Raw genomic sequence first — 25,338 nt, forward strand, 5'->3', positions numbered from 1 at the left:
ACCGCCGCCTCCGCCACGGGGACCCGGCGCGAAGGCCATGGACCGCGACCAGACACCACCGACTGAACTCGATCAGCCACCGCTCGGGACTTCCGATCACCGGCACATCGGCCCAGCCCGCCGTCGGCGAAGGGGAAGCGCGACCGCTACCCGGCAGCGGAGTCGGCGTGTGATGCGGCGGAGAATCCGGCGGTCGGTCCGATCACCACGATCGCGGGCGGCCGGATGCCTTCCGCACGCACCCGTTCGGCGACCGTGCCGAGATCGGCGCGCAGCACGCGCTGGGTGCGCAGCGTGCCCTCCTGGATGACCGTGGCGGGCGTGTCGGACGGGCGACCGCCTTCCAGCAGCGCGGTGGCGAATTGCTCGATCCGTTCCACCGCCATCATCAGCACCAGGGTGCCGCGCAATCTGGCCAGCGCGGGCCAGTCGACCAGCGAGTCCGGATGATCCGGCGCTAGATGCCCGCTCACCACGACGAACTCGTGGGTGACGCCGCGATGCGTCACCGGAATGCCCGCGGCGGCCGGCACCGAGATGGAGCTGGTCACGCCGGGCACCACGGTGACGGGCACACCGGCATCGACGCACGCCTCTAGCTCCTCGTAGCCGCGTCCGAACACGTACGGGTCGCCGCCCTTGAGCCGCACCACGAACTTGCCCGCCTTCGCGCCCTCGATCAGCGTGGTGTTGATCGCCTCCTGCGCCATCGCCCGCCCGTACGGGATCTTCGCGGCGTCGATCACCTCGACTTCGGGTCCGAGTTCGGCCAGCAGCTCCGGCGGGGCAAGCCGGTCGGCGACGACCAGATCGGCCCTGGCCAGCAGCCGCCGCCCACGCACGGTGATCAGGTCGGGATCGCCTGGCCCACCGCCCACCAGCGCGACACCCGGCGAGATCGGCGTCGAATCATCGGTCACCACACCGGATTGCAGTGCTTCCAGCAGCGCGTTGCGTACTGCGGCGGAACGCCGGTGCTGCCCGCTCGCCAGTACGCCGAGCGTCAGTCCGTCGTAGCGCGCGGTAGCCGGGGTGACCGCGGTGCCGAGCCTGGCGATGTCGGTGCGCACACAAAAGACTCGCCGCCGCGTCGCCTCTCCGACGACCGCCGCGTTGGTCTCCGGCTCGTCGGTGCAGGCGATCGCGTACCAGGCGCCCTCGAGGTCGCCATCGGCATACCTGCGCAGCGTGACGGAGATCTGGCCGGAGGTCGCCATCGCCTCGACCGCGGGCGTGACCGCGCGGCTCACCACGTGCACGTCGGCGCCGGAGGCGATCAGCAGTCCGAGCCTGCGCTGCGCCACCGAGCCACCGCCGACCACGACGACACGCCGCCCGTTCAGATCGAGCCCGACCAGGTAGTTCGGGTCGCCGGTGGGCTGGTCCTGGGTTGCGTCTGACGTGTTCGGCACAAGTTTCGAGCCTACGGCCTGTCCGCACGCCCCCGTCAATCGACCGCACCCGCATCCGTGCACGTCACGCGTGCTTGCGTCCGGGGCGGCTTGCTTGGACAGTGGACGCTTAACGCTTCCCCGGCTCGCAGGCGGGGATTTCTCGCTCAGACCGCAACCGAACCAGCCGCCCGAAGGAGGTGATCCGATTGTCCTATGTCGTCGACACGAGTGTGGCCGCGCTCTGCCACAGCCAGAATCACGCTGGCGGCGTTCCGGTCCCTGCCATCGGTATACCCGCAGCCGTGGCACCGGAAAATTCTCTCCGCGAGCCCGAATCGCTGCTTGGCTCTCGCGAAGCAACTCGAACACGTCATTGTCGTGTGGGCGGACTGCACCAACACCACCTTCCGGCCAGCCCGCGTGCCACGGCCGATCAATTCCCGCGTCGCCGCGCCGATCGCCGCGTCAGCGGCCTTGCGCGCCATCGTGGACTTCGCCAGAAACTCCGCAGCGCGACCCGGCCGCAGCCGATAGCTGTACCGCAAACCTCATCCACACCCCACAACCTAGCCGCCACCACCGACACCAAAAGGAGGAAAGCGCTTCCTCTCCCTCGTGAACGAGGAGGAATCCGCGCTAAAAATCTGATGACGCAGGTGACACCGGCACAACAGCTGCTCGAGGTGGCATACGACGAGGCGCTGCGCGGGCTCGCCGAGGGCGGGATCCCGATCGGCGCCGCCCTGTTCGACGCGGACGGCACCCTGCTCGGACGCGGCCACAACCGCCGGGTGCAGTCCGGCGATCCCAGCATCCACGCCGAGACCGACGCCTTCCGTGCGGCGGGACGACGACGCGACTACGGCTCCACGATCATGGTGAGCACGCTCTCACCCTGCTGGTATTGCAGCGGTCTTGTCCGCCAGTTCGGCATCGGCTCGGTGGTCGTCGGGGAAGCGCGGACCTTCTCCGGCGGGCACGATTGGCTCGCCGAGCACGGTGTTGCCGTGACCGTGCTGGACGATCGCCGCTGCATCGACCTGATGACCACCTTCATCGCCGAATATCCGGCGCTGTGGCACGAGGATATCGGCGTCGCCGACGGAATCGAGGCGTGATGTACGCCATCGCTTCCATCGATCTCGCGGGACGGCGCGCGGGCGTCGCCAGGACGCATCGTACGACCCGGCCACGCGCACGGTGAACGAATTCCTGCGCATCCGTTTAGACGCCATCACCGTCGGCTGACCCGGCTCACCGGAGTGCATCCAGTGGGCCGGTTTTCCGCCCGCCGCAAGACTAGAACGCGTTACAGTCTCGTATCCCAAACGCGCCGCGGGGCTGGGGTCCCTGCGTCAGGAGGACAACGATGACCGACGATCCTGATCCGGCACAGCGACAGCAACTGACCGTCAGCGAGCACGATCTCGACACGCTCGCAGAGGACTTGGCGCGCTGGCTCGATTCGAAGGTGTCCGCCGACCGTCCGCCGCGGATCTCGGAGCTGTCGCGCCCGCAGTCTGGTGGCATGTCCAGCACGTCGATCCTGTTCGACGCCGAGTGGAGCGTCGGCGGTCGCCGGGAGAGCGGGTCGTTCGTCGCGCGGATGGCGCCCGAAGCCGGATCGTTCCCCGTGTTCGAGACATACGATTTGGCGACCCAGTACCGGGTGATGGCGGGCGTCGCCGCCACCACCGACGTGCCGGTGCCCGAACTGTGCTGGCTGGAGAACGACGAAAAGCCGCTCGGCGCACTGTTTTTCGTGATGCGCCGGGTCGAAGGGCGAATACCGACGGACAACCCGCCGTACGTGTTCATCGGCTGGCTGTTCGAGGCGAGCCCCGCAGAGCGCCTCCGGCTCACCCACAACACCGTCGAAGTGATCGCGAAGATCCACGACATCCCTGATCCCGCGACGCGTTTCCCGATGCTGACCGGGCCGGGCCAGTCGCTGCACCGGCACGTCGCCGCGCAAAAAGCCTGGTACCGGTGGGCGCTCGCGGACGACGGCTTCGAGATCCCGCTCATCGAGCGGGCTTTCGCATGGCTGGCGGAGCACTGGCCCGCCGAGCCAGGACCAGACGTGCTCAGCTGGGGTGACGCGCGGCCCGGCAACATCATCTACCAGCAGTTCGACCCGCTGGCGGTGCTGGACTGGGAGATGGCCGCGCTCGGGCCGCGCGAACTCGACTTGGGCTGGGTGATCTTCATCCACCGGTTCTTCCAGGACCTCGCCACCCGCTTCGAACAGCCCGGTCTCCCCGACTTCCTGCGCCGCGACGACGTGGTGGCGAAATATCAGGAGATCACCGGGTATATGGTGCGCGACCTCGACTTCTACCTCGTCTACGCCGCGCTGCGGCACGCGATCGTCATGGCCAGAGTGAAGCGCAGGATGATCCACTTCGGCGAGGACACCGATACCCCTGACCGCGACGATTACGTGATGCACCGAACCAGCCTGGAAGCGCTGCTCGACGGAACCTACGAATGGGACTGACCATGCCTGTGCCGTTGGACGAATACCCGATCCACCAGACTCCGCTGTCGCTGGCCCGGGTGGCCAGCAGCGACCGGAACTTCTACGACCGCGCCTACTTCAACGCCCACGACCGCGACGGCGGCACGCTGCTGATCACCGGCCTCGGAGTGTACCCCAATCTGGGGGTGATCGACGCCTACGCCGCCGTCCGCCGCGGTGACACGCTGCGGGCGGTGCGGTTCTCCGACGCGCTCGGCGCACGCAGCCTGGACCAATGCGTGGGCGGCTACCGCGTCGAGGTGCTCGAGCCGCTGCAACACATCCGGGTGGTGTGCGAGCACGACGACCTGGGCTTCGACCTCACCTGGACCGGCGCCTTTCCCGCCGTGCAGGAACAGCCGCACGTCATGCTCACCGGCAACCGGCCGATCATCGACGCGTCCCGGTTCGCGCAGACCGGCTCGTGGGCCGGAACGCTGCACGTGGACGGCGACGACATAGCGGTCGACCCGGCGGTATGGACCGGGACCAGGGACCGCTCGTGGGGCATCCGTCCGGTCGGCGAGACGGAGCCGCCCGGACGCGCGGCCACCGAGCCGTCCGGTGGTTTCTGGTGGTTGTATGTGCCGCTGCGGTTCGAGAAGTTCGCCGTGGTGGTCATCGTGCAGGAGGAACCGGATGGCAGGCGCACACTGAACGACGCGACGCGGATCTGGCCGGACGGACGGACCGAGCAACTCGGCTGGCCGCGGATAACGATCGACTATCGTTCCGGGACAAGGCTTCCCGTCGCGGCGCGGCTGGCCATGACCACACAGGACGGCAAGCCGCTGGAGATCGAGATCACGCCGGGCACCGGTGTCCCGCTGCACGTCGGCTGCGGCTACGGCGGTGACCCCGACTGGCAGCACGGCCAGTGGAAGGGCCGCGACTGGGCCTCCTCCAGCCGATACGACCTCACCGACCCGTCCATCATCGCCCGCACCCCGTACGGCGTGATCGACCACGTCGCGCACGCCCGCTGCGGCGACGCCGAAGGCTGGGGCCTGTTCGAACACGCCAGCATCGGCCGCCACGATCCCACCGGCTTCACCGACTGGGGCTCGGTCGCACCGTAGGTCGATGCGCCGATGTAGTCGGTCCGCCCGACCACGGTGCCCGGCTCGGCTTTCGGGAGGCTGCCCGCTCAGCCGGCACCGTGCCGATCGCGTTCTACCGACACCGGGTCACAGGAGCACCCTGGCATGACGCTGGTCACGCGTCGGGCCTCGTACAGCGCGAGGTACGTCGTATCGGACGCGCGGATCGGCAACCTCAACAGTCCAGCCGCCGGCCCCATCGAGCTGGCACGTCGTCTCGATCGGAGGCGGTGTGCGCCGCGGCCGAAGCGAGTCGGCGGCGCTGCCGGGACCAGGTCGGCTCGGTCGGGGCCGGCAGGCGTATCCGATCGGCCGAGCGCAGGCAGAGCCGTCCTACCTCGGGTGACCGAGGCGCGCCGCCGCGATCACCACACCCTGCACCACCCGCTTGCGCACCACCAGCGGCCCGCCGTCGGCGGCGAGGACCGCGGCGGCCTCGGCGACGCTTGCCGTCGCGACCGCCTCCAGTGTCCGGCTCGCGGGATTGGGGACGTCGATCATGGCCAGGTCGGCGGCGGAGTAGGACCTGACCGGCACACCCAGCTCAGCGGCTACGGTACGCAGGCCGGGGTCCGCCGCGCGTTGCTCGAGCGTAGCCAGGCATCCGATCACATCGTCACCCACTGTTTCTCGGAGCGCGGCACGGATGCGATCGGCCGAAGTCCGCGGCCGAAGTCCGATGCCGACCACCAGTTCAGCAGACGGCACGAGCACTCGCGAATTCCGTCGCGGCGGTAACGAAACGAGCTACGGCTTCGGGATTTCCGGCGGGATGGGTATGCAGGTAGGAGGCGTGCACATGCCGGACCAGCGCACCCTCACGGATGCGCTCGCCGTCGGCGCCGTGCCAGCCCCACGCCGAGGCCGCCGACGGCGCCGAAACCAGGCGGGTCCGATGGAACTCGTGCCCGCGCACCCGTTCCCCGGCCCGCCACAGCGGGGAGTCGGCCAGCGCCACGGCATCTCGGTAACCGAGGGTCAGGCGCGATCCGAACTCGGCGTCGGCGGCTATCACGCCTGCCATCGGGTGCCCGTCGAGCGAAGCGGTCAGGTAGAGCAGCCCAGCGCATTCGGCGTGCACCGGCATCCCCCGCCGAGCCGCCTCGGCCACCGCCCCCAACAGTCGGGTATTGGCGGCCAGCTCCGCGGCATGCTCCTCCGGAAATCCACCCGGCAGTACCAGCCCGGCGGTGCCGGTAGGCAATTCGTCTCGAAGCGGATCGAACACGACCACCTGCGCGCCTGCCGCCACCAACAACTCCCGATGCTCCGCGTACCCGAAGGTGAATGCCGCCCCACCCGCGATGGCGATCAGTGGGCCCGCGCGGCCGAGGGCGGCGACCGCGTCGTGGGCGTTCCCGGCGGATGCCTCGGCACCACCGGCGCCATCGAGGTCGGTACCGACGGATGCCTGGTAACCGTCGAGACCGCACACGACGGCCGCAGGGTCCCATGCCGGGCCGGTGATCGACGAGCGGGCCAGCGCCGCAACCGCGGGCAAATCCACATGGGCGGCAACGAGTTCCGTCATCGCAGCGACCGCCGCCACCGCTGCGGCGCCGTGTTCCACCGCGGGAATCAGCCCCAGATGTCTGGAGGGGACTTCCAATTCGGCCATGCGCGGCAGCGACCCGAGCACCGGCAGACCGACCCGATCGCACGCCGCGCGCAGCACTTGGTCGTGCCGCGCGCTGCCGACCCGGTTCAGAATCACCCCGCCGAGCCGGACCCCGCTGTCGAAGGTGGCGAACCCGTGCAGCAGCGCGGCCAGGCTCTGACTGTGACCGCGAGCATCCACCACCAGCACCACCGGCGCACCGAGCAGGCTCGCGACCTGCGCCGTCGACCCCTCTGCCACCGGCCCGGAGTGATTCGGGTCGATCCGCCCGTCGAACAACCCCATCACGCCCTCGACGACCGCGAGATCGCACCCCTGTGCCCCATGCCGATAGAGCGGCACAACACGTTCCGCCCCCACCAACACCGGATCCAGATTTCGTCCCGGCCGCTCCGCCGCCAACCCGTGATACCCCGGATCGATGTAATCCGGCCCCACTTTGAACGGCGCCACCCGATGCCCCACGCGCCGCAACGCCCCCACCAAACCAGTAGCCACCGTGGTCTTCCCGCTCCCCGAAGCAGGAGCCGCGACCACCACAGCCCTCACCCCGACCACCCCTCCGCGGCGAGTGGCACACCATGGCGAAGGCTCCTCGCGATTCGCCGCAGCCCGGTGCCACTCGATGGGGTGGGAATTACCATTCGATGCCTCTCTGGCCTTTGCGACCGACGTCCATGGGGTGTTTGATCTTGGTCATTTCGGTGACCAGATCGGCGGCTTCGAGGAGGGACCGGGGGGCGTCGCGGCCTGTGATGACAACGTGTTGGTTGCCGGGACGGGTTCGGAGAGCGTCGACCACTTCGGCGACATCTACCCAGCCCCACCGCAGGGGGTAGGTGAATTCATCCAGGACGTAGAAGCGGTGCTGCTCGGCCTTCAGCCGCCGGGCTATTTCCTGCCAGCCCGCGAGTGCGGCCGCAGCGTGGTCCTCCTCGGTGCCCTGTTTGCGGGCCCACGACCAGCCTTCCCCCATCTTGTGCCACTCGACTGCCCCGCCCGCGCCGGTTTCCTCGTGCAGCTTGCCGAGAGCGCGGAAGGCCGCCTCCTCCCCCACCTTCCATTTGGCGCTCTTCACGAATTGGAATACCGCGACGTCGAAGCCTTGGTTCCAGGCCCGTAGCGCCATCCCGAACGCGGCCGTCGACTTACCCTTGCCAGGCCCGGTGTGCACCGCGAGCACCGGCTGATTGCGTCGCTGTCGCGTGGTCAGCCCGTCGGCGGGCACGGTTTCCGGAACACCCTTGGGCATCGAATCTCCTTGCTACTCCTCGGCCCATCATGAACCCGACTTCGATCCGATAGCCAACTCCGCTGCTCAGGCGGCCCGCACCGACACACGCCCCGAGCCTGCGCGGACGATGTCGGCGACCGAATCTCCGGTCAGCTCGGCCAGCCTCAGATATCCGCCGCGCAGGTCGCGGGCGAGGTCTGCCGCGAGGCCGAGGCGGATCATGCCGCGTTCGCAGTCGACCACGATCGAGGTGACCGCGTCCGCGGCGAGCAGTCTCGCGGCGGCGCGTCCGCGCCCGACCGGATCGACGCCGCCGGTGGCGCGACCATCGGTCAGCAACACGAGCATCGGCCTGCGGCGCGGGTCGCGAACGCGCTCGCGGCGCACGACGTCGCGCGCCTTCAGCAGACCCGCCGCGACCGGCGTCTTCCCGCCGGTGCGCATACCGGACAAGCGACGCACCGCGATGTCGACCGAAGAGGTCGGCGGCAAGACGAGTTCGGCTTCGGTGCCGCGCAGGGTGATGACGGCCACCTTGTCGCGACGCTGGTAGGCATCGCGCAGGAGCGCGACCACCGCGCCGGTGACGGCGGACAGCCGGTCCCGAGCGGCCATCGAACCGGACGCGTCGACCACGAACACGACCAGATTGCCTTCCCGGCCTTCGCGATATGCGCCGCGCAGATCATCGGAGGCAAGCTTCAGCGGTCCCTCGCCGCGCCCACGGGCGCGCTGGTGCGGCGCGGCGGCGAACACGGTGCCGAGCAGGTGCAGGCCGGAGGAGGTGTCGGCACTGGAACGCACGACCCGCCCGTGCCGCGATTCGGCCCGGGAGCGGCGACCGGGCGCGCCCTCGCCCACCCCGGACACTTCCCAGCGCGGCGGCGTCGCCGCGGCGGAAACCGGTGCGCCGCTGTGCCCTTCCGGCGCCTTGCCGCCACCGGGACCGTCCGGCGGGGAAGGATCCTCGGGGTCGTCGGAGGGCCCGCGTTCCCCCGGTTCCTCGTTCGACGGCGGGGTGAGCTCGGATTCGCCGGTCTGCGCGGGCGACTGTGCCTCGGCCGCGGCATCGCGCATAGCGTCGTCCAACTGCTCGTCGCTGATGCCAGGCTCGTCGAACGGATCGCGCCTGCGCCGATGCGGCAGCGCCAGCTCGGCGGCGACGCGCACATCGGCTTCGGTCACCGCAGCGCCGCCACGCCACGCCGCGTGCGCTGTCGCGGTCCGGGCGACCACGAGGTCGGCCCGCATTCCGTCGACGTCGAACGCGGCGCACAGCGCGGCGATCCTGCGCAGCTCCACGTCGTCGAGCACGACCTGGCTGATCCGATCGCGGGCCGCGAGAATCTTCTCGGCTACCTCCCGGTCGGCCCCGGCGTACCGCGCCGCGAACCCGGCCGGGTCCGCCTCGTAGTCCAGTCGGCGGCGCACCACCGCCATGCGGATGTCCACGTCCCGCGATGCGGCCACGTCCACGGTCAGCCCGAACCGGTCCAGCAGCTGCGGACGCAGCTCTCCCTCCTCCGGGTTCATGGTGCCGACCAGGACGAACCGCGCCGGATGCGAGTGCGAGATGCCGTCGCGTTCGATGTGCACCCGTCCCATCGCCGCCGCGTCCAGCAGGACGTCCACCAGGTGGTCGTGCAGCAGATTGACCTCGTCCACGTAGAGCACGCCGTGATGCGCGGCGGCCAGCAGGCCCGGACGGAACGCCTGCTCCCCGTCGCGCAGCACCCGCTCCAGGTCCAGTGAGCCGACCACACGGTCCTCTGTCGCGCCGACCGGCAGCTCCACCAGCCGAGCGGGCCGTGCCCCGGTCTCGTCCACGACCGGCGGCAGCAGCTGGGCCAGCGCGCGCACCACGGTCGACTTGGCGGTGCCCTTCTCGCCGCGCACCAGCACACCGCCGATACCGGGATGCACCGCGCACAGGATCAACGCCAGCTGCAGCCGCTTCTGTCCGACGACGGCCGAGAACGGGAACCCGGCCTCACCGTCCGAAGCCGGACGAACTCGGCTCAGCTGGTCGGACGTCGACGCGGTTTCGACATGGAACACGGACACGCCCCAACTCTAGGCACGCCCCGACAGCCACCGACCGGCACCCTCCATCCGCCCCCGAACCGAGCGATTCGCCCCGCAGCCACGACCTCGCCACCCGACACAACCCGACTCGAGTCATGCCGAGCTACAAACCATCCCTCCACGCCTCTCAACCCCGTCGGGAGCGAGTCTTACGAGCGACGCTCGCGGCCCGGCTCGCGTCCGAGTGGGCGAAGCGCATGCGCCGAAGGCGCGAGTCTCGCCCACTCGAACACGAGCCAACAAGCGAGCCGCGAACACGCCACCACAGCCGCCGCGAAAAAACCGACCCCGCTACCCGCCAACCTGTGGCCGACCAACAACACCGCCGTCCCACGCCTCTCGACCCCGACGGGAGCGAGTCTTACGAGCGACGTTCGCGGCCCGGCTCGCGTCCGAGTGGGCGAAGCGCATGCGCCGAAGGCGCGAGTCTCGCCCACTCGGACGCGAGCCGAGAGGGGGCCGCGAACACGCAGCGCCGCAGGCGCTGCAAATCAGACAGCGCCGCAGGCGCTGCAAATCAGACAGAGCCCTTGCGCATGGGCAAGTGGGGGATGCCGTCGTCGTCGAATTCGTCGCCGTCGACCTTGAAGCCGTGCTTGCTGTACAGGTCGCGCAGGTAGCTCTGCGCGTTCAGCCGTACCGTCGCCGAGCCGACCTCGGCCAGCGCCGCCTGCAGCAGCCGCGTGGTGTAGCCGTGGCCGCGTGCGGGCACGGCGGTACAGAGCCTGCTGATGCGGAAGCTCTTCACCCCATCCTCGTGCTCCTCGCACAGGCGCAGGGTCGCGATGACCTCGCCCTCGTCGTCGAGCCAGAAGTGCCGGGTTTCGGGAAGCAGATCTTTCCCGTCCAGCTCCGGGTAAGCACACTTCTGCTCGACGACAAAAACTTCGACGCGAAGTTTCAACAGCTGGTAGAGCGTGGCGGTGTCGAGATCCTGCGCCCATGACCGTTTGAGAGCAACCGTTGACATCATCGCGCCTTGCTATCACACCTCGGCGTTCGCCGCGACCCCTGCGTGCTTCGGCGTGTTCGTGAGGTTCAGCGCCTTGGTGGTCCACTCCCACACTTCTTGGAACAGGGCCGGGTTGTCCGACAGCTGAATGCCCAGCGAGGGGACCATTTCCTTCAGCTTCGGCGTCCACTCGACGTATTCCTGCGGGAAGCAGCGCTGCAGCACGTCGAGCATGGCGGTGACACAGGTCGAGGCGCCCGGTGAGGCGCCGAGCAGTCCGGCGATGGTGCCGTCCTCGGCGGCGATCACGGCGGTGCCGAATTCGAGTACGCCACCCGCGCCCTTGCGGCGGATCACCTGGACGCGCTGGCCCGCGGTGATCAGCTCCCAGTCCTTCGCTTCCGCGCGCGGGATGAACTCCGACAAGGTGTCCACCTTGCCTGCCTCGGACTTCATCAGCTCGCTGACCAGGTATTTGGTCAAGCCCAGCTCGGTAACGCCGACACCGAGCAGCGAGAAGATGTTGTTCGGCTTCACCGACTTGAGCAGGTCGGTGTTCTTGCCGTCTTTGAGGAATTTCGGGGTCCAGCCCGCGTACGGACCGAACAGCAGGCCGGGCTTGCCCTTGATTACGCGAGTGTCCAAGTGCGGCACCGACATAGGCGGCGCGCCGACGGCGGCCTTGCCGTACACCTTGGCCTCGTGCCGTCGGATCAGCGCCGGGTTGACGCAACGGAGGAACTGGCCGCTGACCGGGAAGCCGCCGAATCCCTTGGCCTCGTCGATGCCTGCCTTCTGCAGCAGCGGGAGCGCACCGCCGCCCGCGCCGACGAACACGAATTTGCTGACCAACGTGCGGGTGTCGCTGGTGCGCAGGTTGCGCACCTTGACCAGCCAGGAGCCGTCGGACTGTTTGGACAGATTGCGCACCTCGTGGCCGAAGGCCAGGTCGGCGCCGGTGGCGCCGAGGTAGGCGAGCAGTTCCTGGGTGAGCGAACCGAAGTCGATGTCGGTGCCGCGGTCGGTCCAGTTCAGCGCGATCGGATCGGAGAAGTCCCTGCCGCGGGCCATCAGCGGCAGACGCCGAGTGAACTCCTCTGGACTGTCGATGTACTCCATGCCCTCGAAAAGCGGGTGCTGCACCAATGCCTCGTACCGTTTGCGCAGGTACTGGACGTTTTCGGCGCCGTGCACGAAGCTGACGTGCGGGATCGGGTTGATGAAGTGGGACGGATCGCCGAGAATGCCGTTCTCCACGCCATAGGACCAGAACTGGCGCGAGACCTGGAATCGCTCGTTGATGTCGATGGCCTTGCTGATGTCCACCGAGCCGTCGGCGTTCTGCGGGCTGTAATTCAGCTCACACAGTGCGGAGTGCCCGGTGCCCGCGTTGTTCCACGGGTCGCTGCTCTCTGCCGCGGCGGCGTCGAGCCGCTCGAACAGGGAGATCGACCAGTCCGGCCGCAGCTGCCGCAGCAGCGCGCCGAGAGTGGCACTCATGATGCCGGCACCGATGAGTACTACATCGGTCTTTTCAGTCATGGCAGCGTTCGGCACGAGTAGATCGACTTCCTTGTCCTTCTGCGCGGGCCCACCGGGCGGGTGGACCTGCCTGGGCACGGTGTGTTTTTGTGGCCCGGGTCCGGCGTCCGCCTTTCCCGAACAGATGGCGGGGGTCAGGTTACCCACCGTTCACCTAAGCCCAATTGTGCACCTCACCACGTGCATCGCCCACAACCAGCCTGCGGAATGTGCGGAATGCGACAGCGATCGTCGTCACTTCGATGGCAGGGAAAGGACCAGGCCCTGTCGGGCCGGAGCACCGTCAAATAGATTGGTCGGGTGACGAACGAACAGTCGCTTGCCGAGCCGGTCAGCACCTCTCCGGATGGCGGGGGCTGGCGCCCCGATGTCCTGGGCCCGCATTACGAGCAGCGCACGCTGCCGCTGGGCACCGATCCCGACGGTGAAGGCGACCTGGTGGCCACACTGGTGCGCTACGTGCCGAACGGGAGCGTCAAGCAGACCGCGGGCGCGGTGCTCTACGTTCACGGATTCACCGACTACTTCTTTCAGGAGCATCTCGCTGAGCACTTCGCCGCGCGCGGTTTCCAGTTCTACGCGCTCGATCTGCGCAAGTGCGGCCGATCGCTGCGCGAGGGGCACACGCCGCATTATGTGACGGATCTCGCTTTCTACGACCGGGAACTGGACGAGTCGCTGCGGATCGTCCAAGCGGAGACCGGCGCTCCTGTGGTGCTCAACGCGCACTCCACCGGCGGTTTGATCGTTCCGCTGTGGCTGGATCGGCTGAACCGCACGCGTGGGACGGCCGCCGCGGGGATCACCGGACTGGTGCTCAACAGCCCGTGGTTCGACCTGCAGGGCCCGTCCTACTACCGGACCATCGGAACGCCGATCATCAAGGGGCTCGGACGGTTCCGGAGGATGGTCGAGCTGCCGGGCGGCGGCCAGGTCAGCACCTACGGCGACAGCCTGCACCGGTCGGTGGCTGGCGAGTGGGACTACAACTTGGACTGGAAACCGTTGCAGGGCTTCCCCATTCGGCTCGGCTGGCTGCGCGCGATCCGCAACGGCCAGGCGCGGCTGCACGGCGGCCTCGATATCGGGGTGCCGTCGCTGATCCTGCGCTCCAGGATGACCAAGTTCGCCAGGGAGTACGGTCCCGCTGTGGACGTAGCCGACGCGGTGCTGGACGTCAGGCAGATCCAGCGCTGGTCGGGCTGCCTCGGCGACCGCACCAACATGGTGCCGATCGACGGCGCCAAGCACGACGTGTTCCTGTCCGGCCCCGAGCCGCTGGCCAGTGCGTTCGCCGAACTCGACAGCTGGCTGGACTGGCTGGAGGCCTACCGGGTCAGCGGCGGCGAGAGCTCACCAGAGGCTTGTGCGTAGCACGATCTCGGTGGCCAGCTCGTGGTCGGCTTCGGTCGCCACGTTGGTCACATCGACCTCGACCACCCGGAACTCGCCGTAGACGAACCGCCCGGATGTGTCGGCCACCGAGCGGGGCAGGTTCTTGGTGACCAGCAGGGTCGTCGGCACCTCCACCGGACGAGTTTTCGCGTCGAGTACCGTGCCGTCGGCGCCGGGAACAGCGGGGTGGCCGCGGTCGGCGACGACCAGGCTCTGGAACCGGCCGAAGCCGCCCGCGCACACCTGCCAGGCCAGAGCGGCGCCCGCGCCGCGCCCGGCGACGTTCACCCAGGGCAGCCCGAGTTCGTCCAGGATCGCGGTCATGTCCGCCGCGTCCAAGCCCTCGATCGACTCCAGCACGAACGTGCGCAGATCCGAGGTGTGCAGGCGGGCGCACACAGGGTCGTAGACGTCCGCCGCATCACCCGCATCGGGCAGCAGCAGCACGCTGTGCCGAGACTCCGGCCCGTCGATTCGCACGGTCCAAGCCCGGTCACCGACCGTGATCTGCCGAGATTTCATGCCCGATCACGCTACACGGATCACCGCGACAAGGAGGTGTGTCGAGCGCAGTCGATTCAGGCGAGCAATCGCATTCCTGCCCGCTCACCTGCGTCGTGATCGACGGTGACGGTCCTGTCACATCCCGCCTCCTGATTGAGCTGCTGGATCAGCGCATCGGCGAAATCCGCGCGTCGGCGGCCTGGCGCACGGTGTCGGCGCGCTCGAGCACGATCTCAGTGGAGTCGAGCAGACCGCGCAGCACGTCGATGACCGCCTCGGGGTCCCGCTGGCAGCCGCAGCGCAGCACCCAGTGGATCTCGGTGAGCACAATCATCGTGACGTAGCCTGCTGGCGCCTGGTGACGCCTGCGCGGGCTGTGGGCGGCATTCTGTTTCAGGCGCCTGGCGAAGTGTCCAGAGACCGATGGAGGGAGGCCGTCATGCTGGTGACGAAGGTGTCGCGAATCCGGTCGGTGACACTGTCCAGGGAGAGGTAAGGGTTGAGGTCCTCCAGCTCGACCAGGAGCAGTTCACCGTCACGGGTGCGGCAGGCGTCTACGCGCTGGATGCCGTGGTCGAGGGTATTCCATTCGATGAAACGGCGGGCGAAGCCGAGGTCGGCGTCGGTGGGCTCGTAGTGGTCGAGGACCCAGCGCCGGTTGGGGTCGGGGGCGTGGAGGGCGTAATGGAAGGTGGCGTCGACGTAGTAGAACGACACCTCGTAGCGGAAGTCGATGCGCGGCTGGACCAGGATGTCGCCGTAGGTGAGGTTGTCCAACTGGTTCCGTGGCACGAAGGTCAGACCGATGGAGTCCGCTCCCGCCTTCGGCTTGACCGCGTATTGGCCGGTCGCGGGCAGGCGGCCCAGGTTCTGGGGCAGGTCGATCGTGGGGATGACCGGGTACCCGGCGGCGGTCAGGTCCAACAGATACTGCTTGCCTGCCATGTCGCCTCGGCCGGACAGCGGGTTGTAGACCCTCGTGCCGCGCACCGCGGCCTGTTTCCGGAAGGTGTCGTACTCCTTCTGGTAGTGCAGCACGGGACCGCTGTTGCGGACCACGACCGCGTCGAAGGAGTCCATCAGTGCATCGACATTCCGCGGGTGGCACAGGGCGATGTCGAAGTCCTCGCGGAGTCGGGAGGTAAGGAAGATGTCCTCGTCGCAGTAGCGCCGCCCCGATGCCTGGTAGGCGAGATCGGTCACAAACAGAACGCTGGGGCGGGCAAGCACGGTGCATCTCCTTCGTCAGGGGGGTCACCAACCTACCCATCCGCGCTCTTGGCACACCAAAAGTCAAGCTCGAGCGGACTCGGTGACCAGGGTGGGCAGATCCGGGGGCACCCCGTCGGCGAGGAGACGTTCGAACCGCGCGAGGTCGAGGTGATCTTCGACCAGGTCGGCCAGCAGATCGAGCTGGGCATCGCGCACTGCGGAGACCGAGACATCCTCGGCGACAACGAAACCCGTGCGCCCTGCGGCCGACGCGACCGTGCGCAGCCAACTACGGCGAAACCGGTCCGACTCGAGCAGGCCGTGCAGGTGGGTGCCCCACACCGCGCCACGCACGCTGCCCTCCGTCTCGCCATTGACGGTCAGCCACGCCGGGTCGCCGCGGTGGACGACGCGGCCGTGATGAATCTCGTAGCCCCGCAGCGGAATTCCCGCGCCATGCCCCTCACTGCGGCGCAGCACTTTGGACTCGGCGAACTCGACGGCCAGGTCGAGCAGCCCGAGCCCCTCGACCGCACCCGCGCCGGACTCGACCCGGTCCACGATGCGGGTCCCGAGCATCTGGTACCCACCGCAGATGCCGAATATCGGTGCGCCCGCAGCCGCCCGCGCCCGCAGCGCGTCGGCGATACCGGTGCGCCGTAACCACTCCAGGTCCGACACCGTCGCCTTGCTGCCCGGCACAACCACCAGGTCGGCGCCTGCCAGCCGGGACGGCTCGGTCGCCCAGCGCACCGCGACGCCCGGCTCGCAGGCCAGCGCCTCGACGTCGGTGGAGTTGGAGATGCGCGGCAGCCGGACCGCCGCGACGGTCAGCCACTCGGCGCCCACCGGCGGACGCGGGCGGCCGACCGGTGCGTCGGCGACGGTGCCGAGCGAGTCCTCCGCGTCGATCCAGAGGTCCTCGGCGTAGGGGAGCACCCCGAGAGTAGGACGGCCGGTGAGCTCGGTGAGGCGGTCCAGACCCGGCCGCAGCAGCTCGACGTCGCCGCGGAACTTGTTGACGACGAACCCCGAGATCAACTGCTGGTCTTCCGGTTCCAGGATGGCGACGGTGCCGAACAGGTGCGCGAGCACGCCGCCGCGGTCGATGTCGCCGACGAGCAGCACTGGCAACTCGGCGGCCCGCGCCAGACCCATGTTCGCCAGATCGGTGGCCCGCAGATTGATCTCGGCGGGCGATCCGGCGCCCTCACAGATCACCACGTCGAATTCCGCGCGCAGCGCGGCGAGTTCGGCGGCGACGACAGTGCGCAGCTCCCGCCGGTGCCGGAAGTAGTCGCCCGCGCCGACGGTACCGACCGCCGTGCCACGCACCACCAGCTGTGAGCGCCGGTCGCTGCCCGGCTTGAGCAGGACGGGATTGAACCGCACGCTCGGTTCCAGCCCGCACGCCCGCGCCTGCAACGCCTGCGCACGCCCGATCTCCCCGCCGTCCAGCGTGACCACGGAGTTGTTGGACATGTTCTGCGCCTTGAACGGTGCCACGCGCACGCCGCGCCGCGCCAGCATCCGGCAGATCCCGGCCACGAGCACGCTCTTGCCCGCGTCGGAGGTCGTGCCCGCGACCAGGAGCGCGCCCTTCATCGCGGCAGGCCGATCTCGAACGCGGAGCCGAAAGGAGAGGACGCATCCCAGCTGACCGGAACCCGCGGCAGAAGAGGGCAGCTCCCGCGCGTCGCCCGGACGGCCCCGGTCGCGATCCGACCTCCGCCCAGCGACGCACGTCCGGCCAGGCGGCAGTTCACGGCAGGGTCAGAATCTCGGCCCCCGACTCGGTGACGACCAGGGTGTGCTCGAACTGCGCGGTCCACTTGCGGTCCTTGGTGACTACGGTCCAGCCGTCGTTCCAGATCTCGTAGTCGATGCCGCCGAGGTTGATCATCGGCTCGATGGTGAACGTCATGCCGGGTTCGATGATCGACTCCACTGCCGGCTGGTCGTAGTGCAGGACGACCAGGCCGCTGTGAAAGGTGGGGCCGACGCCGTGACCGGTGAAGTCGCGTACCACGCCGTAACCGAAGCGGTTGGCGTAGGACTCGATCACCCGGCCGATCACGTTGAGCGCCCGGCCGGGGCGAACTGCCTTGATGGCCCGCTTGGTGGCCTCCTCGGTCCGCTCGACGAGCAGGCGCACCTCCTCGTCGACGTCGCCGGCGAGATAGGTCTTGTTGGTGTCGCCGTGCACGCCGTCGATGTAGGCGGTGACGTCGATGTTGACGATGTCGCCGTCCTCGATCACGGTGGAATCCGGGATACCGTGGCAGATCACCTCGTTCAGCGAGGTGCAGCAGGACTTCGGAAACCCCTTGTAGCCCAGGGTCGACGGATACGCCCCGTGGTCGCACATGTACTCGTGCGCGATCCGGTCCAGCTCGTCGGTGGTGACGCCGGGCGCGACCGCCTTACCCGCCTCTTCCAGCGCTTGTGCGGCGATCTTGCCCGCGATCCGCATCTTCTCGATCGTCTCCGCGGTCTGCACCCAGGGCTCATGCCCCTCGTTGGCGGTTTTCTTCCACGCGTATTCCGGCCGTTCGATGGTGCGGGGAACATCGCGGGTGGGCGACTGCGTGCCGGGGACGAGCGGCTTGCGGGTGCGGACAGACATAGCGAACAGCGTAATGGGACGACCGAGCCGATGCCGAGAGCCAGCCGGAATAGCGTCGGACCGCGGTCCGTTTAGGTGTCGGTCGACATCGAAACAACTCAGGAAACAGGCGCGAAGCTGCGTCTCCAGAACGTCCGACGTGAGCTGAGCGCCGATAGACCCCGATAGTCGCAGCCAGGACAGCCTTGCCGCGGCGCAGCGATCGGCAAGGCCGTCTTGGGCTCCGGCACCGCCCCGACTCCGGTACCGAACACGTGCAGCGGCGGGTCAGGCGGCGGCCCGCCCGAGTCCGCGGATCGTCCAGCCGGCAGCGCGCCAGGAATCCAGCGACAGCACGTTGCGCCCGTCGAGAATGCGTGGGTGGCTTACGGTCTTGGCGAGTTCCGCCGGATCCAGTTCCCGGTATTCCTTCCACTCGGTCAGATGGAGCACGATGTCGGCATGCTCACACGCCTTGGCCACCTCGCGGGCGTAGTCGAGCCCAGGAAACACCGCGCGCGCGTTGTCGAGTGCTTCGGGGTCGTGCACTCGGACCCGGCCGCCGCGCAGCTGGATCGCGGCCGCCACGTTGAGCGCCGGAGAATCCCGGACATCGTCGCTGTCCGGTTTGAACGCAGCACCCAGCACCGCGACGTTGCACCCGAGGAACGAGCCACCGACCAGCTGCCGAGCCACCTCGACCACGTGTTCCCGGCGCCGCATGTTGATCTCGTCGACCTCTTTCAGGAAACCCAATGACTCACCGACGCCCAGCTCTTTGGCGCGGGCGGTGAATGCACGGATATCCTTCGGCAAGCAGCCACCGCCGAAACCGAGTCCCGCGGACAGGAATCGGCGTCCGATGCGGTCGTCATGACCGATCGCATCGGCGAGCGTGACCACATCCGCACCGGCTGCCTCACACACATCGGCGATCGCATTGATGAACGAAATCTTCGTCGCCAGAAAGGCATTCGCCGAGACCTTGACCAACTCCGCGGTGGCCAGATCCGTCGAGATGTACGGGATCCCCTGTTCCAGTATCGGCGCGTAAACCGAACGCAGGATCGCGTCGGCCTCAGCCGATTGGACGCCGACTACCAGTCGGTCCGGCCTCAGTGTGTCCTGCACCGCGAAACCTTCCCGAAGGAATTCCGGGTTCCAGGCCACCTCGACCTCGGCGGGTGCGAGCCGAGCCACCCGGATCGCCAGCGCGGCCGCGGTCCCGACCGGCACGGTGGACTTGCCGACAATCAAGGTCTCCCGGTCCAGATGGGGCGCCAACCCGTCGATCACGGCGTGCACATGCCGCAGGTCCGCGGCGTATGAGCCCCGCTCCTGCGGAGTACCGACGCAAACGAAATGGACGTCGCCGAACTCGGCGGCTTCGACCAGCGATGTCGTGAATCGCAGCTTGCCGGAGCTGACGTTGCGCTCCAGCACCTCGGAAAGGCCGGGTTCGAAGAATGGCGCTCGGCCCGCGGCAAGCACTTCGATCTTGCCGGCATCGAGGTCGACACCGAGTACTTCATGACCGATGTCGGCCATGCAGGCGGCATGGACCGCTCCCAGATATCCTGTTCCGATCACAGTAATCCGCATGTCGTTCTCCTGAATGGAACGATCGGGGTGTTCACCCGTCGTAGCCGTTGGGGTTGAGCCGTTGGAACCGCCACGCGTCATCGCACATAGCGGCCAGATTTCGGGTGGTTCGCCAACCCCACTCCCGCTCGACCCGGCTCGAGTCGGCGATGAGACGCGCCACGTCACCTGGGCGGCGATCCACGACCTGATAAGGGATCTCCTTGCCGCAGGCCGCACTGAAGGCTTCGACAAGTTCCAGAACCGAGACACCCGCTCCGGTGCCCAGGTTGAACACCCGCATTCCCGGCTCTTCGCCGAGGTGTTCCACGGCCAGCCGGTGGCCGTCCGCCACATCCATCACGTGGATGTAGTCACGAATCGCACTGCCGTCGGGAGTCGGGTAGTCGCCGCCGAAGACCGACAACCGTTCCAACCGCCCTACCGCGACCTGGGTGAGGTAGGGCATGACGTTGTGGGGCACCCCGCGCGGGTCCTCCCCGATCCTCCCGCTCGGATGCGCGCCCATCGGGTTGAAGTATCGCAACGAGACGACGGTGAATTGCGGGTAACGGGAGCAGGTTTCCGCCAGCAGCTGTTCACATGTCCATTTCGACAGCGCGTAGGGATTGGTCGGCCCGGCTGGCGCTTCCTCAGCCATCGGGACCTTCTGCGAGTCCCCGTAGATGGAACACGACGACGAGAAAACGAGCTGGTATACGCCATGCTCGTGCATGGCGCGCAGGAGGCTGGTAGTGCCGCCGATATTGATGTCGAAATAGTCCAGGGGGATCTGGATAGATTCGCCAACGGCCTTCTTCGCGGCAAAGTGGACGACCGCGTCGATCGGGTGGGCATCGAATACCTCGGCAAGGGCCTTGCGGTCACGCAGATCGACCTGGTAGGCCGTGAGTGGTAGTCCCGCTAGTTTCTGGACCTCGTCCAACGCTCCGGGTGAACTGTTGGAATGGTTGTCGACCACCACGACCTCATAGCCGTTCTGAAGCAATTCCACGCAGGTGTGGCTGCCGATAAATCCGGCTCCGCCGGTGACCAGAATTACCATTTCTATTCACTCACTTTGCGAAGCACAACCAGGGCCATCGCCGCAGCGGCGGGAAGAATTGCGAGTACAGCGACAAGCAACGGGGCAGCCACCTTCTCGAGGGCACGGCGAAAAATCACCCGAGCCGCCTTGGCTGTTTCCGCAGCGTGCAGCAGACACACGGCGAACGTCACCACGACGTAGACCACCGCACCCAACAGACAGAGGAAGACGTAACTTGCCGTCGCACCGGACAACTCGCCGATGAGCGCGGCAGCGGCCAACGTCATTCCGAGCGCGGCATAAGGTGCGATCAGTTTGAATGGAAGCGGCTCGAGCCCGCCTGCCTCTTTGGGAGTCACCTTGGTCGTGATCGTGCCGGGCCGGAACAGTTGCCGGACCGCCGCACCCACTCCCCGGGCGATGAACGGCCACCTGGTCAGGCGATACAGCCAGTTCTCCCAGCTCAGGATCGGTGTATCGATCGGCCGGAGCAGTCCGGCTCTCCGCAACACCGCAGTGCCCAGGACGAGCCAGAGCGAATTGGCCACCCAGTACAGGAGCACCAGAACCGGGTTGGCGGCGAACCACTCCACCCCGGTGACGGCACTGATCACCAGGACCGCTGTGCCGCATCCGATGGCCACGATCAACGCGGAGTGAAAAAGCATCGCGTACAGATACCGCAACCGCAACCGCCAACTGAGGCGGCCGAAATGTAGCGGCACCACCCGCAACAACAGGATGGTCAGGCTTCGTGTCCATTGAAATTCTTGGACCAGCATCGCCGAAAACGTCAGTGGCCCATTCCCGTGTGTACCGGCCGCAATGGCGAAGGCGCCGCGCCAACCCGCTGATTCGAGCAGGAAACCGGTCGAGAAGTCTTCCAGGAGCTCTGGACCGATACCACCGATCTCAGCGAGGGACTGTGTTCTGAGCGCCCAGAGAGAGCCGATGGGAATGGGCGCCAGTCCACGGTTGTGACCCAGCTGAACAGGACCGTGGAAGTACGCTTCGCGATGCACCCGTCCCCGAGCCGACCAAGAACTGGCCGCGTTGCGATCGCAATTATTCGGTGCCGCGACATAACCGACGGCGGGATCGCCGAACGGCCGGACCATCTCGGCCAGCGTGGTCGAGTCCGGCACGTGATCGCAGTCGACGTGGACTGCGACGTCATAATTCTCGTACCCGACACGATCGTAGAAGTACGCGAGGTTGCCCTCCTTGCCCCGAGTGCGGCGGGGCCAGGCGTCACAGTGGTATTCCTCGACACCGAATCGACTGGAAACCTGGACGCCGTGCGCCGCACACCAATCGGCCACCTCTGCGGTCGGCTGCTCGTCGCACAGCCACACGTCGTAGGGGTACGGGAACTCTTGCGCCAGCATCGACGACAGCGTTGTCCGCGCGACGTCCCATGGTTCCGACGGTGCACGGGTGACGACAAACGCAACCCGAAGCTTGGGCACCGGCAATCGCCGATCGACTTGCCACAGCCGGTTCGCCGCGGCGAGATAGGACAGCGGCTCCCACGACAGGTACAGCGGTACCGTGCTGGCGACGAGGAACCCGATCCATCCCACCCGGTTTTCGGGCCGCAGCCACCACCACCAGAAGGCCAGGACACCGGCGAGCCAACCGATGGTCAGGCCTGCGACGAGGATGCGCTCCGGGAGCTGCAGCGCTGGCACGAAGGTCTTCGGATGGAAAGTCCGTTGCGGTTTCGTGCCACGATCGAATATCGGTCCACGCGAAGAGATCTCGGTGACATTGCCGCCGGACAGTCGTCGGATCGCCGCAGTGCGGTCTCGATCACCGGAGTCCCGGTGAGCCCGGGTCTGTGACTGTGTAGGACCGAGTGGGTTCACAGCTGTTCCTGGTATTCCGGCAACAGGTTGTCGCATTGCCCGCCGGCAACGGCGGCGGCGGCCGCGGCCACCTCCTCCGGCCTGGACCGGAACCACTCCACCGTGCGGCGCAAACCGTCCTCGATATCGACTCGCGGTGACCAGCCGAGGGTCGTGAGCGCCTTGGTGATATCCGGGCGACGTCGAGTCGGGTCGTCGGTCGGCAGCGGGTGGTACTCGATGGGCGAGCGGGCGCCGGTGATCGCCGAGACCAGCTCGGCGAGTTCGGCCACGGTACGTTCATTCGGGTTGCCCAGGTTGACCGGGCCCGGCTCGGACGAGTCGATCATGGCGACGATGCCGCGGATGAGATCATCGACGTAGCAGAAGCTTCGGGTTTGACTCCCGTCGCCGTAGATGGTCAGCGGGTCACCATTCAGAGCCTGCGTGATAAAGCTCGTCACCACGCGACCATCATGCGGACGCATCCGAGGACCGTAAGTATTGAAGATCCGAATCACACCGGTATCCACGCCCAGCGTCCGTCGGTAGGCCGCGGTAATCGCCTCGGCGAACCGTTTGGCTTCGTCGTACACGCTACGTGGGCCGATCGGATTGACGTTGCCCCAATACTCTTCACGCTGCGGATGCACCAGTGGGTCACCGTAGACCTCACTGGTCGATGCCAACACGAAGCGAGCCCCGTGTCGGTGCGCCAGCCGCAGTGCGTTCTCCGTTCCACGGCTTCCGACCGCTAGCGTCTCGAGTGGCAGCCGGTGATAGTCGGGTGGGGAAGCCGGGCTGGCCAGATGCACAACCGCGGAAACCTCGCCCCCGACGTCGAGTCCGGCGCTGACATCGGCCTCATAGAATTCGAAGGAAGGATTTCCGAGCAAATACTCGACATTGGATCTGCTGCCGGTCGACAGGTCGTCCACACATATAACCTGATCACCTCGACCGAGGAGTAACACACATAGATGGGAGCCGATAAACCCAGCGCCACCCGTTACCAGAACACGCATTATCACCTCGGTGATATCGGATAGTAAGTTTTCGACGAATACCAAAACAGATGCGAAAAGGATAAGCCTCGACCAAGCCTAGACGCAGAACAAACTCCACGGTATTTTGAAGGTACAACCCGTACCTGCCCCGCACTTGAGACGTGGGGACGCCGAATCATAGGCATCAACCTGCGCTTTTACCACCTGGCAACAGACATGGCCGCGATCTCTCTTTGTCAGTGCATGCGCCCAGTATGGCACCTGACCCCGAAATAGCAGCGATGACGAGTGGGCCCCACCACGCTCGCGGGTAAATGAACGAAGGTTGAAATTCATTGAGCGGCGATTCAGTCGGACTTGATAGCGTATTGCAATTACAGACCGGCCAGTTCGAAAATGCCGAGACGATAGATCGAAGCCACTCGACGACACGCCTGGTACGCGATCGCGTCACCTGGCTGCACTATGCACAACAAGGCGCCTTCGGATATTTCCAGTTCGGATTCGGTCCCTCCGTACTCCTCTTCCGGCAGGAGGCGGATTTGAGCCGTACCGTCGCCGGCCTGTACGGACCGGCGCTCGCGGTCGGCGCGGTGATCGGCGGCGCACTGTTCCCGCACTTGACGCGGCGGTTGCCACTGGCTGTCGTACTGTCGATCGCCCTCGGCGGACTGGCCTCCGGCGTGGCAATGTTCTGCCTGACGCCATCGGTGGTCGGCACCCTTGTCGCTGCCGCAATCGCTATGGGCTTCGGCATCCTCGTGCTGAGCGGAGTCTCCACCGGACTCTCCGACCACCACGCAACGACTTCCGGAGCAGCGATCAGCGAAGCCAACGCGGCCAGCGCCGGCATGGGGATCATCGCCCCATTGCTGATCAACGTCGCAGTGGACGCCGGACTGGACTGGCGCGCCGCGATGGGCCTTTCGATCGTCTTCGCCTGTGTGCTCGCTGCGGTAACCGCGCTGACCCACCGACACTCGACCGCCCAAATCCGCGTCGTTCCCGATCGACAGCATTCCGAAAGCGAGGGCTTGCCACGGCGATACTGGCTGGCGTGGACTTGCCTGCTGGCCACCGGTTCCGTCGAGGCGGGCCTGATGCTGTGGTCACCCGAGCAACTCCGAATACACACCGGAATGGCCGCCGACATGGCTGCCATCGGAGTGTCCGCGGTACTCGGCGGCATGCTGGTCGGCAGACTCGCGGGAGGATGGGTAGTGGCACGGATCCCCACCGCACCCTTGATGTTCGCCGCACTGACGATCGCGGCCGCCGGATTCGCAGTGTTCTGGTCCACCGCCGACCCGGAAATCGCCATGGCCGGCCTCATCTGCTGCGGATTGGGTATCTCGCTGCACTTCCCGCTCGGCGTAGCCCTCACCATGAAAACGTCGAATCAGCAGCCCGAACTCGCCATGTCACGCAACTCCTACGGCATCGCATTCGGCTTCGGGGCCGCACCCTTCCTCCTCGGCGCCCTCGCCGATCAACTCGGGATACGCGCAGCATTCGGATTAATACCCCTCTGCCTGCTCGTCGCAGCCCTATCGGTCGCACAACTGAAGCACCTGGAGCGACGCGACCGGCTCACGGCAACAGTGCCCAGGTGAGTACGGTCTCGGCTCCGTCGCACACCCGGTTCCGATCCACCCCGTCTCGGCGACCCTCTCGGCGGCGTGAAAATCCGCTC

The 25,338-nt window shown here is 67.2% G+C and carries 22 protein-coding genes; 5 read left to right on the plus strand and 17 right to left on the minus strand.

What is annotated here, in order from left to right; translation table 11 throughout:
* Positions 1-146: 146 nt before the first annotated feature.
* Both cobA and OHB12_RS14145 read right to left on the minus strand, forming a co-directional pair.
* Positions 147-1,412, minus strand: coding sequence for a uroporphyrinogen-III C-methyltransferase (gene cobA / locus OHB12_RS14140; RefSeq protein ID WP_327119706.1), 1,266 nt, complete (start codon positions 1,410-1,412; stop codon positions 147-149).
* 146 nt (positions 1,413-1,558) lie between these two features.
* Positions 1,559-1,879: a zinc ribbon domain-containing protein gene (locus tag OHB12_RS14145; RefSeq protein ID WP_327121108.1), complete on the minus strand. Its 321-nt coding sequence runs from the start codon at positions 1,877-1,879 to the stop codon at positions 1,559-1,561.
* Positions 1,880-2,068: 189 nt separating this feature from the next.
* On the opposite strand from OHB12_RS14145, the gene OHB12_RS14150 reads away from it, so the two are divergent.
* From OHB12_RS14150 to OHB12_RS14160, 3 genes are all read left to right on the plus strand, one after another.
* Complete coding sequence (locus OHB12_RS14150; protein WP_327121110.1) at positions 2,069-2,512, plus strand: nucleoside deaminase; 444 nt, start codon at positions 2,069-2,071, stop codon at positions 2,510-2,512.
* Between the two features lie 251 nt (positions 2,513-2,763).
* Entirely contained in the window at positions 2,764-3,894 is a 1,131-nt protein-coding gene (locus tag OHB12_RS14155) for a phosphotransferase family protein (RefSeq protein ID WP_327119708.1), read from the plus strand.
* A 2-nt stretch (positions 3,895-3,896) separates the two neighbouring features.
* Positions 3,897-4,994 (plus strand): hypothetical protein, encoded by a 1,098-nt coding sequence (locus OHB12_RS14160; protein WP_327119710.1) that lies wholly within the window; start codon positions 3,897-3,899, stop codon positions 4,992-4,994.
* 354 nt (positions 4,995-5,348) lie between these two features.
* Here the strand turns inward: OHB12_RS14160 and OHB12_RS14165 are convergent, their stop codons facing one another.
* The 6 genes from OHB12_RS14165 to mqo form a co-directional block, all read right to left on the minus strand.
* Positions 5,349-5,729 carry a cobalamin biosynthesis protein gene (locus tag OHB12_RS14165; protein ID WP_327119712.1) on the minus strand — a complete coding sequence of 127 codons (381 nt, stop codon included), beginning with the start codon at positions 5,727-5,729 and terminating at the stop codon, positions 5,349-5,351.
* Positions 5,710-7,173, minus strand: coding sequence for a cobyrinate a,c-diamide synthase (locus OHB12_RS14170; protein WP_442800095.1), 1,464 nt, complete (start codon positions 7,171-7,173; stop codon positions 5,710-5,712). The genes OHB12_RS14165 and OHB12_RS14170 overlap by 20 nt, the downstream gene beginning before the upstream one ends.
* A 97-nt stretch (positions 7,174-7,270) precedes the next feature.
* Positions 7,271-7,885 (minus strand): cob(I)yrinic acid a,c-diamide adenosyltransferase, encoded by a 615-nt coding sequence (gene cobO, locus OHB12_RS14175; protein ID WP_327119716.1) that lies wholly within the window; start codon positions 7,883-7,885, stop codon positions 7,271-7,273.
* A 66-nt stretch (positions 7,886-7,951) separates the two neighbouring features.
* On the minus strand, positions 7,952-9,889 hold the full coding sequence (locus OHB12_RS14180; RefSeq protein WP_327121112.1) for a magnesium chelatase subunit D family protein: 1,938 nt from the start codon (positions 9,887-9,889) through the stop codon (positions 7,952-7,954).
* A 580-nt stretch (positions 9,890-10,469) separates the two neighbouring features.
* Positions 10,470-10,925 carry a GNAT family N-acetyltransferase gene (locus tag OHB12_RS14185; RefSeq protein ID WP_327119718.1) on the minus strand — a complete coding sequence of 152 codons (456 nt, stop codon included), beginning with the start codon at positions 10,923-10,925 and terminating at the stop codon, positions 10,470-10,472.
* Between the two features lie 12 nt (positions 10,926-10,937).
* Positions 10,938-12,446: a malate dehydrogenase (quinone) gene (mqo, locus tag OHB12_RS14190; RefSeq protein ID WP_327121114.1), complete on the minus strand. Its 1,509-nt coding sequence runs from the start codon at positions 12,444-12,446 to the stop codon at positions 10,938-10,940.
* A 300-nt stretch (positions 12,447-12,746) separates the two neighbouring features.
* Here mqo and OHB12_RS14195 point away from each other — a divergent pair, with 300 nt between their 5' ends.
* Positions 12,747-13,820, plus strand: coding sequence for an alpha/beta hydrolase (locus OHB12_RS14195; protein WP_327119720.1), 1,074 nt, complete (start codon positions 12,747-12,749; stop codon positions 13,818-13,820).
* Here the strand turns inward: OHB12_RS14195 and OHB12_RS14200 are convergent.
* The 9 genes from OHB12_RS14200 to OHB12_RS14240 all read right to left on the minus strand — a co-directional run bounded on the left by OHB12_RS14200 (position 13,800) and on the right by OHB12_RS14240 (position 23,663).
* Positions 13,800-14,363 (minus strand): alpha/beta hydrolase, encoded by a 564-nt coding sequence (locus tag OHB12_RS14200; protein WP_327119722.1) that lies wholly within the window; start codon positions 14,361-14,363, stop codon positions 13,800-13,802. The genes OHB12_RS14195 and OHB12_RS14200 overlap by 21 nt on opposite strands.
* A gap of 148 nt (positions 14,364-14,511) precedes the next feature.
* Positions 14,512-14,679 carry a hypothetical protein gene (locus tag OHB12_RS14205; protein WP_327119724.1) on the minus strand — a complete coding sequence of 56 codons (168 nt, stop codon included), beginning with the start codon at positions 14,677-14,679 and terminating at the stop codon, positions 14,512-14,514.
* 59 nt (positions 14,680-14,738) lie between these two features.
* Complete coding sequence (locus OHB12_RS14210) at positions 14,739-15,575, minus strand: hypothetical protein (protein WP_327119726.1); 837 nt, start codon at positions 15,573-15,575, stop codon at positions 14,739-14,741.
* 63 nt (positions 15,576-15,638) lie between these two features.
* The gene (locus OHB12_RS14215) at positions 15,639-17,162 is read right to left on the minus strand and encodes a cobyric acid synthase (RefSeq protein ID WP_327119727.1); all 1,524 of its coding nucleotides are present in this window, start codon (positions 17,160-17,162) and stop codon (positions 15,639-15,641) included.
* A gap of 157 nt (positions 17,163-17,319) precedes the next feature.
* Positions 17,320-18,183: a type I methionyl aminopeptidase gene (gene map / locus OHB12_RS14220; RefSeq protein ID WP_327119729.1), complete on the minus strand. Its 864-nt coding sequence runs from the start codon at positions 18,181-18,183 to the stop codon at positions 17,320-17,322.
* A gap of 267 nt (positions 18,184-18,450) precedes the next feature.
* Positions 18,451-19,764 carry a UDP-glucose dehydrogenase family protein gene (locus tag OHB12_RS14225; protein ID WP_327112398.1) on the minus strand — a complete coding sequence of 438 codons (1,314 nt, stop codon included), beginning with the start codon at positions 19,762-19,764 and terminating at the stop codon, positions 18,451-18,453.
* Between the two features lie 31 nt (positions 19,765-19,795).
* Entirely contained in the window at positions 19,796-20,809 is a 1,014-nt protein-coding gene (gene galE / locus OHB12_RS14230; RefSeq protein ID WP_327119731.1) for a UDP-glucose 4-epimerase GalE, read from the minus strand.
* A 2-nt stretch (positions 20,810-20,811) separates the two neighbouring features.
* Entirely contained in the window at positions 20,812-22,482 is a 1,671-nt protein-coding gene (locus tag OHB12_RS14235; RefSeq protein ID WP_327119733.1) for a glycosyltransferase family 2 protein, read from the minus strand.
* A 173-nt stretch (positions 22,483-22,655) separates the two neighbouring features.
* A complete protein-coding gene (locus OHB12_RS14240) occupies positions 22,656-23,663 on the minus strand; it encodes a UDP-glucuronic acid decarboxylase family protein (protein ID WP_327112394.1) in 1,008 nt (335 codons plus the stop codon).
* A 350-nt stretch (positions 23,664-24,013) separates the two neighbouring features.
* On the opposite strand from OHB12_RS14240, the gene OHB12_RS14245 reads away from it, so the two are divergent.
* Entirely contained in the window at positions 24,014-25,258 is a 1,245-nt protein-coding gene (locus tag OHB12_RS14245) for an MFS transporter (protein ID WP_327121115.1), read from the plus strand.
* Positions 25,259-25,338 lie beyond the last annotated feature (80 nt).

This window comes from Nocardia sp. NBC_01730 (genome assembly GCF_035920445.1).
GTDB lineage: Bacteria > Actinomycetota > Actinomycetes > Mycobacteriales > Mycobacteriaceae > Nocardia.